The organism is Methylobacterium platani (assembly GCF_001653715.1).
Classification (GTDB): Bacteria; Pseudomonadota; Alphaproteobacteria; order Rhizobiales; family Beijerinckiaceae; genus Methylobacterium; species Methylobacterium platani.
The window spans coordinates 44,877-59,754 of record NZ_LWHQ01000037.1; the positions used below are offsets into that span (position 1 = coordinate 44,877).

Consider the following 14,878-nt stretch of genomic DNA (forward strand, 5'->3'; position numbering starts at 1 on the left):
CCCGGCCGCCTTCAGGCGGCGGTCCGGGCGGCGGTGAAGCGGCGGAACGCCTCGAGGGTCTCGCGGCTGACGTGGTGCTCGATGCCCTCGGCATCGCAGCGCGCCACATCGGGGCTGACGCCGAGGGCGAGCAGGAACGACTCGACGATGCGGTGGCGCTCCCGCGCCTCCGCGGCCAGGGTCCGGCCGGCCTCGGTGAGGAACACGCCGCGATAGGGCCGCTGCTGCACCAGCCCGTCCTCGGCCAGGCGCTTGAGCATCTTGGCGACCGTCGGCTGGGCGACGCCGAGGCGGGCGGCGATGTCGACCTGCCGCGCCTCGCCGCCGTCGCCGATCAGGTCGGCGATCAGCTCGACGTAATCCTCGACCAGCTCGAGCCGGCGCGCCTCGCGCACCTGCCGGAAGCCGGCGGAATGCGCCTCGGCATCGACCAGGGCGGCGGGCTCGCGCGGATGCTCGGAATCCTGCATGGGGTAGGGCCGTCGCCTCGTCTGTCGCCGTTCGATGACCCAGTCTTACCCGAGGACGGGCCGGGTGTGCAGGGCCAGGCGGCGGAAGATGCGGGCCCACGATGCCGGCGCAAGAAGCGGCCGGCGCAAGAAGCGGATGCGATCCGGGGGACGCGCCGTTTCCCCTCCGTCACTCTCGCGGCGCCCGCAGATGGGCGACGAAGTCCTGCGCGAAGGGGGGCAGGGCGGCGAGATCGCGCAGGCAGATCGTGAGGTCGCGCACCGCCCACGGATCCTCGAGCGCCACGGTGGCGATCGCCATGGTGCGGGCGGCCCGGCGCGCGGTCGTCTCCGGCACGATCCCGAGGCCGACCCGGCACTCGACCAGCCGGCAGACCGCGTCGAAGCCGCGCAGCTGTACCCGCAGGCGCAGGGGCTGGCCGCTGCGCCCGGCCTTGGCCGAGAGGAAGCGGGTCAGCGCGCTCGCCCGGTCGAGCCCGACGAGGTCGTGGCCGAGCACCTCCGCGAAGGTCACCGAGGCGCGCTCCGCCAGGGGGTGATCGCCCGCGACCACCAGCACGAAGCGGTCGCGGCGGAACGGGAAGGTCGCGAGGCTGCCGGTCTCGACCGTGCCGGCGACGAGGCCGAGATCCGCCGCCCCTTCCGCGACCAGCCCGACGATCTCGTCGGAGAGCCGCTCCTCGATGTCGACGCTCACCCCCGGATGCTCGGCGAGATAGGCCGAGAGCACCTCGGGCAGGAACTCGGTCAGCGCGTTGGTGTTCGACAGGACGCGGATCTGCCCCGCCGCGCCGCCCGCGAAGGCGGCGAGATCGCCCTGCAGCCGCTCGACGTTGCCGAGGATCTGGCGGGCATGGGCCAGCAGGGTGCGCCCCGCCGGGGTCGGGGTGACGCCGAGCCGCGCCCGGGTGAGGAGCGCGGCGCCGAGCGAGGCCTCCATGCTGCGGATGCGGTGGCTCGCCGCGGCGAGCGCCAGGTTCGCCCGGTTGGCCCCATGGGTGATCGAGCCCGCCTCGACCACGTGGCGGAACAGGCTGAGATCGACGAGATCGAAATGCATGGCGGCGCCTCCCTGGCTCGGGCGACGGCCCGTTCCCGGCCTATCGTTTCGCCGGCCACGAAGGTAGATCGGACTGAGCCGCGATGACCAGGGGCGTCCACAGCCTTCGTCTCCGGCGAAGGCTGGGTCAACGAGAGCCGCATTGCGAATTGGATGCATTCCAGAGAGACAGGCGGAAGCGTCTGTCACTCGCGCAGGGTTGCGGCCACGTTGCGCTCGCGCGGCGGAGCCGGTAGGTGACCCAGTTTAGAGCCGGTACAGACCAGGGAATTCCGAGGATCACGATGGCGGACACCGCAAGGCCCACGAACCCCGCCGGCAGACCGGTCGTCCGACCGCTCTCGCCCCACCTCCAGATCTACCGCTGGACCTGGACCATGGCGATGTCGGTGGCCCACCGCATCACCGGCGTGGCGCTTTACGGCGGCACCGCGCTCCTCGCCCTCTGGCTGGTGGCACTCGCCGCCGGGCCCGGCGCCTACGGCCCGGTGGCGTGGTTCTTCGGCTCGATCCTCGGGCGGCTGATCCTGTTCGTCTATACCTGGATCCTGCTGCACCACATGCTCGGCGGCATCCGCCACCTGGTCTGGGATTTCGGCCACGGCATGGAGCCCGGCACCCGCATCGCGATGGCCCGCTTCACCCTGATCGGCTCGATCGCCCTGACGGTGCTGATCTGGTTCGTCGCCCTGGTGGCCCGCTGAAGGACGACGCAAGATGGTCGACAACCGCCCCGACATCCGCCCCTCGATCCGCACGCCCCGCGCCCGCATCAGCGGCTTAGGCGCGGCGCATCACGGCACCCGCGAGTGGTGGATGCACCGCGTCACCGCGGTCTCGAACGTGCCCCTCGTCCTCGCCTTCGTGGTGATCGTCGCCCTGATGGCCGGCCGGCCCTACCCGGAGGCGGCCGCCCTGGTGTCGCATCCGCTGGTGGCGATCCTGCTGATCCTTGGCGTCCTCTCGGTCACCAACCACATGCGGATGGGCCTGCAGATCGTCATCGAGGACTACGTCCACGACAAGGGCCTGCGCATCGCCGCGGTCATCGCCAACAACTTCTACTGCGTCGTCGTCGCGGTCGCCTGCCTCTACGCCATCGTGCGTGTGAGCCTGCGGGCCTTCGCGTAACGCCAGAACGGGAACCTCGCCCATGGCCTCCACCGCTTCCGCCGCGCCGGCCCAGAACGGCAAGGCGTACACCATCATCGACCACACCTTCGACGTCGTGATCGTCGGCGCCGGCGGCGCGGGCCTGCGCGCCACCGTCGGCTGCTCGCAGGCGGGCCTGCGCACCGCCTGCATCACCAAGGTGTTCCCGACCCGCTCGCACACCGTGGCGGCGCAGGGCGGCATCTCGGCCTCGCTCGGCAACATGGGCCCGGACGACTGGCGCTGGCACATGTACGACACCGTGAAGGGGTCGGACTGGCTCGGCGACCAGGACGCGATCGAGTACCTGGTGCGCAACGCGCCGGCCGCGGTCTACGAGCTCGAGCATTGGGGCGTGCCGTTCTCGCGCACCGCCGAGGGCAAGATCTACCAGCGCCCGTTCGGCGGCATGACCACCGATTACGGCAAGGGCACCGCCCAGCGCACCTGCGCGGCGGCCGACCGCACCGGCCACGCCATGCTGCACACCCTCTACGGCCAGGCCGTGAAGGCGCAGACCAACTTCTTCATCGAGTATTTCGCCCTCGACCTGATCATGGACGAGGAGGGCCGCTGCCGCGGCGTCATCGCCATCGATCAGGCGACCGGCGAGATCCACCGCTTCCGCGCCGCCACGACGGTGCTGGCCACCGGCGGCTACGGCCGGGCCTACTTCTCGGCGACCTCGGCCCATACCTGCACCGGCGACGGCAACGCCATGGTGCTGCGGGCGGGTCTCGCGCTCGAGGACATGGAGTTCGTCCAGTTCCACCCGACCGGCATCTACGGCGCCGGCTGCCTCATCACCGAGGGCTCGCGCGGCGAGGGCGGCTACCTGACCAACTCCGAGGGTGAGCGCTTCATGGAGCGCTACGCCCCCTCGGCCAAGGACCTCGCCTCGCGCGACGTGGTCTCCCGCTCCATGACCATGGAGATCCGCGCCGGCCGCGGCGTCGGCAAGAACAAGGACCACATCTTCCTGCACCTCGACCACCTCGACCCGAAGATCCTGCACGAGCGCCTGCCCGGCATCTCGGAGAGCGCGAAGATCTTCGCCGGCGTCGACGTGACCAAGGAGCCGATCCCGGTCATCCCGACCGTCCACTACAACATGGGCGGCATCCCGACGAACTTCCATGGCGAGGTGCTGACCCTGAAGGACGGCAACCCCGACCACGTGGTGCCGGGCCTGATGGCGATCGGCGAGGCGGCCTGCGTGTCGGTCCACGGTGCCAACCGCCTCGGGTCCAACTCGCTCATCGACCTCGTGGTGTTCGGCCGCGCCGCCGGCCTGCGTTGCGCCGACACGGTGGAGAAGGGCGGCCGCCTGCCGGAGCTGCCGAAGGATTCCGCCGACAAGGCGCTCTCGCGCCTCGACCGCTTCCGCTACGCCAACGGCGGCACGCCGACCGCGGAGCTGCGCCTCGAGATGCAGAAGACGATGCAGAACAACTGCGCCGTGTTCCGCACCGGCGAGGTGCTGGAGGAGGGCAGAGGCCTGATCCACAAGGTCTGGGCCGGCACCGACGACGTGAAGGTCACCGACCGCTCGCTGGTCTGGAACACCGACCTGCTCGAGACCCTGGAATACGACAACCTGATCGGCCAGGCCGTCGTCACCATGGAATCGGCGGCCAACCGGACCGAGTCGCGCGGCGCTCACGCCCGCGAGGATTTCCCGGACCGCGACGACAAGCAGTGGATGAAGCACACCCTCGCCTGGCTCGACCCCGACGCCCGCAAGGTCGCGATCGATTACCGGCCGGTGCACACCTACACGATGTCGAACGACATCGCGTATATCGAGCCGAAAGCGCGCGTGTACTGAGGCCGACTCGACCGCCGGCTTGGAGGGATCGATGACCGAGTTCCCCCGGATCACCCGCGACCCGGCCGTCATGGCCGGGAAAGCCTGCATCCGCGGCAAGCGGGTGACGGTCGCGATGATCCTGGGGAATCTCGGCGAGGGCGTCGGCATCGACGAACTGCTGGCGGCCTATCCCTACCTTGAGCGCGAGGACGTTCTCGAGGCCCTCCGCTACGCGGCCTGGATGGCGCAGGAGCGCGAGATCGCTCTTGAGCCGGCGGCGTGAGGATCGTGGTCGACATGAACCTCACGCCCGCCTGGGTCCCGTATCTTGCGAGTCTCGGGCACGACGCGGTCCATTGGTCGGAGGTCGGGGCACAGGATGCCCCGGACACCGACATCATCGAGTGGGCGCGGGCCTCCGACCGCATCGTCATGACGGCCGATCTCGATTTCGGCATCGCCCTGGCGCAGTCGGATGCGGCCGCGCCGAGCGTCATCCAGCTCCGCACCGGGGCCACGCTGCCCGGGCGTGTCGGCCCCCTCGTTGCCCGCGCGATCGACGGGGCGCGGGCGGACCTGCTCTCCGGAGCCCTCCTCACCATCGAGACCGGACGGGTGCGGCTGCGTCCCCTCGGGCTCGACCGCACCGATCAGGCATAGACAGATGGCCCAGTTCAACCTCCCCAAAGGCTCCCAGTACACCGAGGGCAAGACCTGGCCGAAGCCGGTCGGCGCCAAGACCATCCAGGAGTTCCGGATCTACCGCTGGAACGAGGATGACGGCGCCAACCCGCGGATCGACACCTACTACGTCGATCGCGACGATTGCGGCCCGATGGTCCTCGACGCGCTGCTGTGGATTAAGAACAAGGTCGATCCGACCCTGACCTTCCGGCGCTCGTGCCGCGAGGGCATCTGCGGCTCCTGCGCCATGAACATCATGGGGCAGAACACGCTGGCCTGCACGCTCGGCATCGACGACTGCAAGTCGGCCCAGGTCAAGATCTATCCGCTGCCGCACATGCCGGTGCTGAAGGACCTGGTGCCGGACCTGACCTCGTTCTTCGCCCAGCACGCGGCGATCGAGCCGTGGCTGCAGACCGTGACGCCGTCGCCCGAGAAGGAATGGCAGCAGACCCCCGAGGACCGCGCGCGGCTCGACGGGCTCTACGAGTGCATCCTGTGCGCCTGCTGCACCACCTCGTGCCCGAGCTACTGGTGGAACGGCGACCGCTTCCTCGGCCCGGCGGCCCTGCTCCAGGCCTATCGCTGGCTGATCGACAGCCGCGACGAGAATACCGGCGAGCGCCTCGACGGGCTGCACGACCCGTTCCGGCTCTATCGCTGCCACACCATCATGAACTGCGCCAATACCTGCCCGAAGGGCCTGAACCCGGCCAAGGCCATCGCCGAGATCAAGAAGATGATGGTGGCGCGCGAGGTCTGATCAGCCTCCCGAACCCGACTGGTGCGGCCGACTGGGTCCTGTCGGCCACACCCCCTCGAAAAGGCGCCTCCGGGCGCCTTTGTCGTTGGGGAACCCCCTGCGCGCGCCTTGGCGGGATCGTATTTCCCGGAGACCAACGACCCCCGACATCCGCCGCCCGCCCAAAGGCCCTCGCAGGACCCCTCGATGCCGCGTCAGATCCTCTGCACCGTCGCCGCCCTGGCCCTCGCCGCGAGCGCCGGCGCCTGCTCCTCGTCGCGCTTCGATTCCGGGCTCAACGCCTCGGCGCGGCCGGTCGGCCGCCCGGCCCGGCCGCTGCCGCCCGAGGAGCCGGATCTCGGCCCCGGCCTGTCCTCGGGCCCGGTGACCTCGGCGCCGCTCGCGCCGCCCCCGGGCGCCTCGGCCGCGCCCGGCCCGGTCGTCGCCAACCCGTCCGGCCCGATCATGGCCGAGCCGAGCCCGGCGCCGGTGCAGCAGCAGGCCGCGCTCCCCCCGCCGCCGCCGGTGGTCGCGAGCGGCGGGCGCTCGGCCGTCGTCGGCGGCTGGACCGCCAAGGACGCCACCGGCGCGAGCTGCCGCGTCAATCTCGCGAGCACGCCGGCCCTCGACCTCTACAAGGCGTCCTCGACCGGCTGCGCCAACAAGGACCTCGCCAAGGTCACCGCCTGGGACTATCGCGACGGCGAGGTCTACCTCTACCAGCCCGGCGGCACGGTCGCGGCGCGCCTGCGCCCGGCGGGCGGGGCGATGGACGGCGCCCTGTCGAAGTCCGGCGCGCCGCTGGCGATGGTGCGCTGACCTACTCGGCGGCGCTCAGCCGGAACGCGGCCTGGCGGGGCGGCACCGCCTCGCCGTGGAGCCGCCGGCAATCGGCGATGGTGGAGCGCGCAGTCTCGATCGCGATCATCACCGCCGCCATGGTGCGGGTGTCGGTCTCGCGCTCGCGGGTGTAGCGCACCACGTCGGCCGCGAGCGAATCGACCTCGCCGGTCAGGGCGTCGAGGCCGGCCGGATCGGCCCGGCGGGCCTCGGCGAGGATCTCGAGCAGGCGGTCCATCACCACGTCGATGCGCTCGCGGCGCAGGCGCCGCAGGCGCTGGCGCAGCCAGGCCAGCGCCGAGCCGAAGCCGCCGCCGAGCACCGCCAGCAGGTAGACCCAGTCGCCGTAGCGCTCGATGAAGCCCTGCTGCTCGCGCTCGAAATAGTCGATCGCGCCGGGATGGATCGGCAGCCGCGCGCTCGTCGCCTCGGCGGTGGTCTCGTAGGCCAGCGCCGCGACGTAGTCGGCCGCCGGCGTCGCGTCGGAGAGGCGCGAGCGCAGCTCGAACAGGTGCTGGGTCACGTCCGCCGCCACGGTGCGGCTCATCGAGGCCCGGGCCATCAGCCGGTACGAGGCGCCGACGGTCTTCACCTCCTCCTCCGGCACCTTCGGGCTGCCGCCGAACAAGCCGGCCGGCACCGTCACCGCTTGGAGCCGGGGCAGGCGCTCGATGATCGCCGGGCCGTCCTCGACGCCGACGAAGTCGACCTTGCGGGTCCGGCTCGCCGCCTGGACGGTGCCGACGAGGCGCAGGGCCATCGGGGCGGCGGGCGCGATCACCGCCACCACGGCGTCGATGCGCTTGCTCGCGAAGGCCTGGGGCAGATCCTCCTCGGCGAGCGGCACCAGACGCACCTGCCCCGCGGCGATCGGGCCGGCGCCGCCCTCCTGCAGGCCGAGGCCGTAATAGCCCATCAGGCTCTTGAGCAGCCAGAGATCGGCGTCGCGGTGGGCGACGATGCCGAGGCGCTTGCGGGCGAGCCCGGGAAAGGTCGTGATGCCGGACGGCGCCGGCGAGGCGATCAGCATCGCCTGGTCGCGCAGGATCGCCAGCGTCAGGCCGTTCGCCGGCAGGTCGACGTCGGGCCGCACCACCGCGAGGTCGGCACGCCCCTGCTCGAGCGCCCTGGCGCTCTCGCGCACGTCGTCGAAGGGCAGGATCTTGAGGCGCACGCCCTTGTGGGTGGTCTTCAGCGCCTCGGCATAGGCGCGCATCAGCGCCGGCTCGGTGCCGTCCCGGGGCGCCACCGCGATGGTGAGCGTGGTCGCCTGCAGGAGGTAGAGCGCCACCGCCGCGGCGACGGTGAGCACCAGGCTGGTGACCAGGAAGATCCGCTCGGGCCGGAACGCCGTCGTCATCGCGCGGACACGCCCTCCCTCGTGAACGAGGCCCGACGGCCCCGATCGAGGCTAACCGGGAAGGGGCGGCGCGGGTTGCGCGGCCGGCGTGTCGCAGCGGCAGTGCGATCAGAGCTCGAGCTCGACCGTGACCGGCACGTGGTCCGACGGCTTCTCCCAGGCGCGGGCGTGGCGCGCGACGGTGACCGACTTCACGGTCCCGGCGAGGTCCGGCGTGACCCAGATGTGGTCGAGGCGCCGGCCCTTGTCGGCGGCGGCCCAGTCGGGGGAGCGGTAGCTCCACCAGGTGTAGATCTTCTCCGGCGGCGGGCGCAGGTGGCGCATCGTGTCGATCCAGCCGGCCTCGCCCCGCAGGGTCTCCAGGCGCTCGGTCTCGATCGGGGTGTGGCTGACCACGTCGAGGAGCTGCTTGTGCGACCAGACGTCGTGCTCGAGCGGCGCCACGTTGAGGTCGCCGACGAGGATCGCCGGACCCGACGGGCGGCGCCCGCCCCAGGCGCGCAGCTCGTCCATGAAGGAGAGCTTGTGGGCGAACTTGTCGTTGAGCTTCGGGTCGGGCACGTCGCCGCCGGCCGGGACGTAGAAATCGTGGACCGCGATGCCGGCAGCAGGCCCGGCCTCGGGCCCGAGCACCGCCGAGATGTGGCGGGCGTCCTGGCGCTCGCAAAAGCTCATCACTTCGCGGGTAACGAGCGGCAGACGCGACAGGATCGCGACGCCGTTATAGCCCTTCTGCCCGGCGAAGACGACGTGCGGGTAGCCGAAGCCCTGCAGCTCCTTCAGCGGGAAGCGGTCGTCCGGGCACTTGGTCTCCTGCAGGCAGAGCACGTCGGGCTTCGCCTCGTCGAGGAAGCGGCGCACGAGGTCGATGCGCAGGCGGACCGAGTTGATGTTCCAGGTGCTGACGGTGAGGCGCAACGGTCGGGTACTCGAAGGCGAGAGTGATACCGTAGCGCCTTCGAACACCCCGGTTCGATGGCGCGAGGCAGGCCCGAATGGGCGCCGGCGCCGATGCGCCGGACGCTTTGCCATCGACACGTCGATGGCAAAGCAAACTTGCATGAATCAGTTCGGGCGGGCCTGCTGCATCTTGGCCTCCAGCTCCTTGTCGACCGCCCGGCCGTAATTGATGACGAACATCATGCCGTCGACGGCGCGGCCGCGCTGGAGGTTGGAGAGCAGCACGGTGGTCTGGTAGCCCTGCGGATCGGTGATCCGCCACTGGCTCAGGGTCTTCATCGCATCGTCGAAGTAGAGCGCGATGCGCGAGGTGCCGCCCAGCGTCGAGCGGTCGTCGAGCACGATGCGGATGCCGCCGGGCTCGGCCGCGACGTCGGTGACGGTGAGGTCGCGGGCGAGGTCGATCTTGTCGCGCAGCAGGAATTTCAGCGGCGTCTGCGAGATGAAGTAGAGGTCCTGGGTCGCGAGCTTGCGGTCGCGCACCGCCACCGAGGTGCCGTCGGCGACGACCTCGAGCGAGGAGGGCTGGTCGTAGTCGAAGCGCAGGCGGCCGGGCTTGGCGAGGGTGAGCCTGCCGCCGATCTTGCGCCCGTCGGCGCCGATCTGGACGAAGTTGCCGGTCAGCGTCGTGACACCGTTGAAATAGGCGTTGGCGCGCTCGATCACCGCGGCCGGGTTGGCGGGGTCGACCGCGGCCGCGGTGGTGGCGACGGCGACCTGCTGGGCCGGCCGGCCCGGCTCGGGCGCGGCCGGCACCGCGGCGGTCTCGACGGGTTCCGGCGCGGCCTTGGCCCCGCCGAGGGAGGAGGGCCGGCGCGGCGGCAGCGGCGCCTTGGCGGAGGCGCCGGCGCCCGGCCCGGCAGGCGCGGCCGGCGCCGCCTCGGGCTGGGCCTCGGGCACCGGGTCCTTGCGGCCGAACAGGCCGTCGAGGAACGACGAGACCTGCGCCTCGGCCGGCGAGGCGACGAGCACGGCCGGCATCGCGAGGGCGGCGACCGAGAGCGCGGCGCCGAGGGACGCGGCGCGGAGCGGGCCGGAGCGAGGACGGCCGTTCATCGGCAGGGTTCTCCGTGTGGGCGGACGGGGACGGGCTGGCCCGCGCCGGCAGGCCGGCGCCTCGCCCGCCCGACGGGCTGGAATGCCGAGCGGGCGAGACCCAGCCATAGAGCCGCCCGCTGTGGCGAATATGCGACGGCGCGACCGTCGATGCCGGAAGTCGTCACGCCTCCTCGCCTCCGGGCTGCGGCGCGGGTTCGATCAGGATCTCGCGCTTGCCGGCATGGTTGGCGGGGCCGACGATGCCCTCGCGCTCCATCCGCTCCATCAGCGAGGCCGCCCGGTTGTAGCCGATCTGCAGACGCCGCTGGATGTAGCTCGTCGACGCCTTCTTGTCGCGCAGCACCACCGCCACCGCCTGGTCGTAGAGATCGGCGGTCGGATCGCCGAAGCTGCCCTGGTCCATGACCGGGGCGTCCTGCGCGGCGGCCGCCGCCGCCTCCTCGGCCTCCTCGTCCGCCGTCACGGCGTCGAGGTAGGACGGGCGGCCCTGGCGCTTGAGGTGGGCCACCACCTGCTCGACCTCGTCGTCCGAGCAGAACGGCCCGTGCACCCGGGTCGTGCGCCCGCCGCCGGCCATGAACAGCATGTCGCCCTGGCCCAGCAGCTGCTCGGCCCCCATCTCGCCGAGGATCGTCCGCGAATCGATCTTCGAGGTCACCTGGAACGAGATCCGGGTCGGGAAGTTCGCCTTGATCGTGCCGGTGATCACGTCCACCGACGGGCGCTGCGTCGCCATGATCAGGTGCAGGCCCGCCGCCCGCGCCATCTGGGCGAGGCGCTGGATCGCCCCTTCGATGTCCTTGCCCGCCACCATCATCAGGTCGGCCATCTCGTCGACCACGATCACGATGTAGGGCAGGGCGGTGAGGTCCATGACCTCGTCCTCGTAGATCGCCTCGCCGGTCTCGCGGTCGAAGCCGGTCTGCACGGTGCGGGTGATCACCTCGCCGCGCGCGCGCGCCTCCGCCACCCGGGCGTTGAAGCCGTCGATGTTGCGCACCCCGAGGCGCGCCATCTTCTTGTAGCGCTCCTCCATCTCGCGCACCGCCCATTTGAGGGCGATGACCGCCTTCTTGGGGTCGGTGACGACGGGCGAGAGCAGGTGCGGGATGCCGTCGTAGACCGAGAGCTCCAGCATCTTGGGATCGACCATGATCAGGCGGCACTCCTCCGGCTTCATCCGGTAGAGCAGCGACAGGATCATGGTGTTGATGGCGACCGACTTGCCCGAGCCGGTGGTGCCGGCGACGAGCAGGTGGGGCATGCGGGCGAGATCGGCGATGATCGCCTCGCCGCCGATATTCTTGCCCAGACACAGCGCGAGCTTCTGCTTGGTCTCGGTGAAGACCGGCGAGGTCAGGAGCTCGCGCAGGTACACCGTTTCGCGCTTGAGGTTCGGCAGCTCGATGCCGATGGCGTTGCGGCCCTGGACGACGGCGACGCGGGCGGAGATGGCGGACATCGAGCGGGCGATGTCGTCGGCGAGCGAGATGACGCGGCTCGACTTGGTGCCCGGCGCCGGCTCCATCTCGTAGAGCGTCACCACCGGGCCCGGCCGGACCGCCAGGATCTCGCCGCGCACGCCGAAATCCTGGATCACCTGCTGCAGCTGAAGGGCGTTGTCCTCCAGCATCTCGGGATCGAGGTTGCTGCCGTCCGATTCCCGCGGCTCGGCCAGGAGATCGACCGAGGGCAGCTCGTAGGGCACGTCGACGAAACGTGCGGCCGGGCGCAGCGGGATGGTGGCGACCGGCGCCAGGATGTCGTCGTCCTCGCCGTCGTCGTCGGCATCGAGACCGAGATCGGTGACGAGGCCCGTCGTGCCGATCACCAGGCCGTGCGGCTCGGGGGCCGGCGAAGGCGACCAGGACGCCGCGGCGACGGTGTCGGCCTCGGGGGCGGGGGCATCGGGCTGCACCGCGACCGGCACCGCTTGCTCTGCGGCCGGCCCGGGTTGCGTCGCAAGCGGCACCGATGGTGCGGCCATCGGCAGGATGATGCGCGGCGGGCGCGGGGGGGAGGGCAGCGTCGGTGCAGGCAGCTGCGCGCTGAGGCGGCCGGTCGGCACGTAGACGAAGGGCTGCGCCGCATGCGACGCGGGCTGGGCGGCCGGTTCCGCTGCGGTGAGATCCTCGGCCGCGGCCGGGGCGAGGGTCGTCACCGCCGGCAGGGTCTGCGCCGCCGACTCCTCGGCCGCCGCGACCGGCAGGGTGTCCGTGGCGATGAACGACCACGGCACCGGCGCGAAGACCAGGGGTGCGGCGACGGCGGGCTCGGGCTCGCCGGCCGGCGCCTCCTCGATCGCCCGGGGGGCGGCCGGGGGCTCGGAGGCCGCCGGCACGGGCACGATCGCCACCTCGTGCGACGCGCCCGCCGCATCCGGCGACGGCGCGGGGCAGGGCGCGTAGGTCAGGGCCAGCATCGGGGCGGGCGCCGGCAGCAGGATGGTGGCGGGCAGCAGCGCGGCAGCAAGGGTATGCTCGGCCGTCTGCTCCGCCGCGGGAGCCGTGTCGGGCGCCGCAGGCGGGGAGGGGATCACCGGAGCGATCGTCTCGGCCGCGACGGCGATCGGGGCTTCGGCGACGGGCTCCGGAGCGGCGACCGCCTGCACGGCCACGGACCCGTCGGCGACAGCCTCGGCTGCCGGGGCCGGCGCCGCGGCCGGCTCCGTCGGACCCGGCTCTTCCCCAGGGCTGGGAGCCTCCGCGGCCGCGACGGCCGGCACGTCGGCGGCCGGGATCCCGTCGGACGGGGCCTCGGCCGTCGGCTCCTCCGCGACCGGCTCCGGCAGCGGACGGTTGTCCTGCTCCGCCGCATTCGGCAGCGGCAGGGTCCAGTCGTGCTGCAGCAGGCGGTCGAGGGTGTAGACCGGGCGCGCAGGCAGCGAACGCAGGTGCGAGACGTCGACCGGCACCAGGATGGCGCTGTTCGGCACGTCGAAGACCTGTGTCGGGAACACCTGTGCCGGGAACACCTGTGCCGGGAACACCTGTGCCGGGAACACCTGTGCCGGGAACACCTGTGCCGGGAACACCTGTGCCGGGAACACCTGGGCCGGCGCGACCGGCGTATCCGCGGCCGACAGGTCCGGCGCGGGCGGCACGGTCTCGACGACGACGGCATCGGGTGCCAGGGCGAAAGGCTCTCCGGCCGCCTCGGGCGCGGCGGTCTCCGCGAGTTGCGCCGGCTCCTCCGCGATCTCCGGCGATGCGGCGACGGCCTCGAGGACGAGGTCCGGCATCGCGACCGCCTCGGCGGCCGGTGTCTCCGCCGGGACGACGGGCATCCCGGCCTCGGGTGCCGGCTCGGCGGCCTCCGACGGGACCGTCTCGACCGGCCCTGCATCCGGGGCCGCAGCCTCGGCCGGGCTCGTCTCCTCCTGTGGGTGGCGCAGGAGATGATCCGGCGTGCGGGTGAAGCGCACGCCCGGCGGCAGGACGTAGGGCTGGCGCCACAGCGGCACCGGGGGCACCGAAGCGGCCGCGGCGGCGGCTTCCGCCTCGGCGAGGGCCGCCTCGGCGGCTGCGAGCTCGGCGGCGATCCGGGCGGCGGCCTCGGCCTCCGCGGCGAGCCGGGCCTCCTCCTTCTCCCGCAGCGCCTGCTCGCGCCGGCGCTGGCGCGCCTGCAGGACGTGATCGGGCGTGCGGGTGAACCGCACGCCGGCCTCGGCGGGCCGCTCGGCCGGGGCGGGGCGCGCCCGCACCTCCGGCACCGCATGGTCCGGCTCCGCCTCGCGGCGGCGGGCGCGGGTCAGCACGGCCCGGGCCGGGCCGGCGGGGGGAATCGGCATGGTCCAGCCGCCGTCCGGCACGAGGGCCGGGTCCGGCGCCCAGTGCGAGGCGCGGCGCGGCGCCGGGATCTCCGGCGCGACCTCGACGATCGCCACCGCGAAGGCCTCGGCCTCCGCCGGAAGCACCGGCTCGGCGGCGCGCATCGACTCCACCGGGTGCCCGGGCTCCGTCGGAGGCACGGCCTCCACCGGGTGACGAGGCTCGATCGGTCGACGAGCCTCCTGGCGGTACGCCCGGGCCGGCTCGGCCGGGGGCGGCGGCATGAAGGCGTCGGGCGCGGGCGACCAGGCGTCGGCGCCGGGCCCCGCGACGGCCCCTCGGCCGTAGGCGTCGTCGGCACCGATCGCGGGCTGCCGCGGCGCGGCGTCCCGCGCCGGCTCCGGCCAGGCGGCCTGCGACGGCGTCGGACCCTGTGCCCGGCCCTCGGCCGGGGCGGCGAAGGCGGCCGTCCGGGCCGGGCGCGGCGCGGGGTCCGCGGCGAACGGGCTCTGGCTCCACGGCTCCGGCGGCGCGGCGGGCGCCTGGCCGTGCATGTGGCCGGCCGCGTCGGCTTCCGGGCGCACCAGGGCGTCGGCCATCCAGCTCGGGGTGGCGCGGCGGCTCAAGGTGTAGTCCCGCTGCGCCGGCGGCGCGGCGGGCGGCGCGAAGCGGCGCGCCAGGATCGCCCGCAGGCTCATCACGGTCTGGGCGAGGACGCCGAGAGGGCGCTCCCGGCGCTCGGGCGTGCGGAGATGGTCGCGCACCCGCTGGGATGCGCGCGGCGAGGAGTCGGAGAAGGGTGGCCGTCCCGATTGTCTCATGGTGCCGAAGGTGTGTGTGGGCGGCCCGCGGCCGCGTCGCGTGGGGCCAGTTAGCCACGGCATCGTTAACACCCGATTAGGCACGCGCGCCGGCCGCCGCCCACGGGGTACCGGGTGGCGCGCCGGCGCGTTAAGGACCGGGGGCGACTG

The 14,878-nt window shown here is 72.7% G+C and carries 13 protein-coding genes; 7 read left to right on the top strand and 6 right to left on the bottom strand.

The annotated features are described in order from the left end of the window. Window positions 1-11 precede the first annotated feature (11 nt). Window positions 12-470, bottom strand: a complete 459-nt coding sequence (mntR, locus tag A5481_RS18205; RefSeq protein ID WP_048432908.1) for a manganese-binding transcriptional regulator MntR — start codon at window positions 468-470, stop codon at window positions 12-14. A gap of 169 nt (window positions 471-639) precedes the next feature. Continuing rightward, the gene (locus A5481_RS18210; protein ID WP_048432909.1) at window positions 640-1,530 is read right to left on the bottom strand and encodes a LysR family transcriptional regulator; all 891 of its coding nucleotides are present in this window, start codon (window positions 1,528-1,530) and stop codon (window positions 640-642) included. Between the two features lie 284 nt (window positions 1,531-1,814). Here A5481_RS18210 and sdhC point away from each other — a divergent pair, with 284 nt between their 5' ends. The 7 genes from sdhC to A5481_RS18245 all read left to right on the top strand — a co-directional run bounded on the left by sdhC (window position 1,815) and on the right by A5481_RS18245 (window position 6,737). Further along, window positions 1,815-2,234 carry a succinate dehydrogenase, cytochrome b556 subunit gene (gene sdhC / locus A5481_RS18215; RefSeq protein ID WP_048432910.1) on the top strand — a complete coding sequence of 140 codons (420 nt, stop codon included), beginning with the start codon at window positions 1,815-1,817 and terminating at the stop codon, window positions 2,232-2,234. 13 nt (window positions 2,235-2,247) lie between these two features. Continuing rightward, complete coding sequence (sdhD, locus tag A5481_RS18220) at window positions 2,248-2,661, top strand: succinate dehydrogenase, hydrophobic membrane anchor protein (protein ID WP_048432911.1); 414 nt, start codon at window positions 2,248-2,250, stop codon at window positions 2,659-2,661. 22 nt (window positions 2,662-2,683) lie between these two features. After that, on the top strand, window positions 2,684-4,510 hold the full coding sequence (gene sdhA, locus A5481_RS18225) for a succinate dehydrogenase flavoprotein subunit (protein WP_048432912.1): 1,827 nt from the start codon (window positions 2,684-2,686) through the stop codon (window positions 4,508-4,510). 31 nt (window positions 4,511-4,541) lie between these two features. Next, window positions 4,542-4,775 (top strand): DUF433 domain-containing protein, encoded by a 234-nt coding sequence (locus A5481_RS18230; RefSeq protein ID WP_048432913.1) that lies wholly within the window; start codon window positions 4,542-4,544, stop codon window positions 4,773-4,775. Further along, window positions 4,772-5,152: a DUF5615 family PIN-like protein gene (locus A5481_RS18235; RefSeq protein ID WP_048432914.1), complete on the top strand. Its 381-nt coding sequence runs from the start codon at window positions 4,772-4,774 to the stop codon at window positions 5,150-5,152. Before A5481_RS18230 ends, A5481_RS18235 begins: the two co-directional genes overlap by 4 nt. A gap of 4 nt (window positions 5,153-5,156) precedes the next feature. Then, window positions 5,157-5,939 (top strand): succinate dehydrogenase iron-sulfur subunit, encoded by a 783-nt coding sequence (locus A5481_RS18240; RefSeq protein WP_048432915.1) that lies wholly within the window; start codon window positions 5,157-5,159, stop codon window positions 5,937-5,939. A 186-nt stretch (window positions 5,940-6,125) separates the two neighbouring features. Beyond that, complete coding sequence (locus tag A5481_RS18245) at window positions 6,126-6,737, top strand: AprI/Inh family metalloprotease inhibitor (RefSeq protein ID WP_048432916.1); 612 nt, start codon at window positions 6,126-6,128, stop codon at window positions 6,735-6,737. Between the two features lies 1 nt (window position 6,738). On the opposite strand, the gene A5481_RS18250 is transcribed toward A5481_RS18245, so the two are convergent. From A5481_RS18250 to A5481_RS35295, 4 genes are all read right to left on the bottom strand, one after another. Beyond that, window positions 6,739-8,118, bottom strand: a complete 1,380-nt coding sequence (locus A5481_RS18250; RefSeq protein WP_048432917.1) for a TAXI family TRAP transporter solute-binding subunit — start codon at window positions 8,116-8,118, stop codon at window positions 6,739-6,741. 108 nt (window positions 8,119-8,226) lie between these two features. Next, on the bottom strand, window positions 8,227-9,036 hold the full coding sequence (xth, locus tag A5481_RS18255) for an exodeoxyribonuclease III (RefSeq protein WP_048432918.1): 810 nt from the start codon (window positions 9,034-9,036) through the stop codon (window positions 8,227-8,229). Window positions 9,037-9,183: 147 nt separating this feature from the next. After that, a complete protein-coding gene (locus A5481_RS18260; protein ID WP_048432919.1) occupies window positions 9,184-10,134 on the bottom strand; it encodes an outer-membrane lipoprotein carrier protein LolA in 951 nt (316 codons plus the stop codon). A 163-nt stretch (window positions 10,135-10,297) separates the two neighbouring features. Further along, window positions 10,298-14,671 carry a DNA translocase FtsK gene (locus A5481_RS35295; protein WP_048432920.1) on the bottom strand — a complete coding sequence of 1,458 codons (4,374 nt, stop codon included), beginning with the start codon at window positions 14,669-14,671 and terminating at the stop codon, window positions 10,298-10,300. Window positions 14,672-14,878 lie beyond the last annotated feature (207 nt).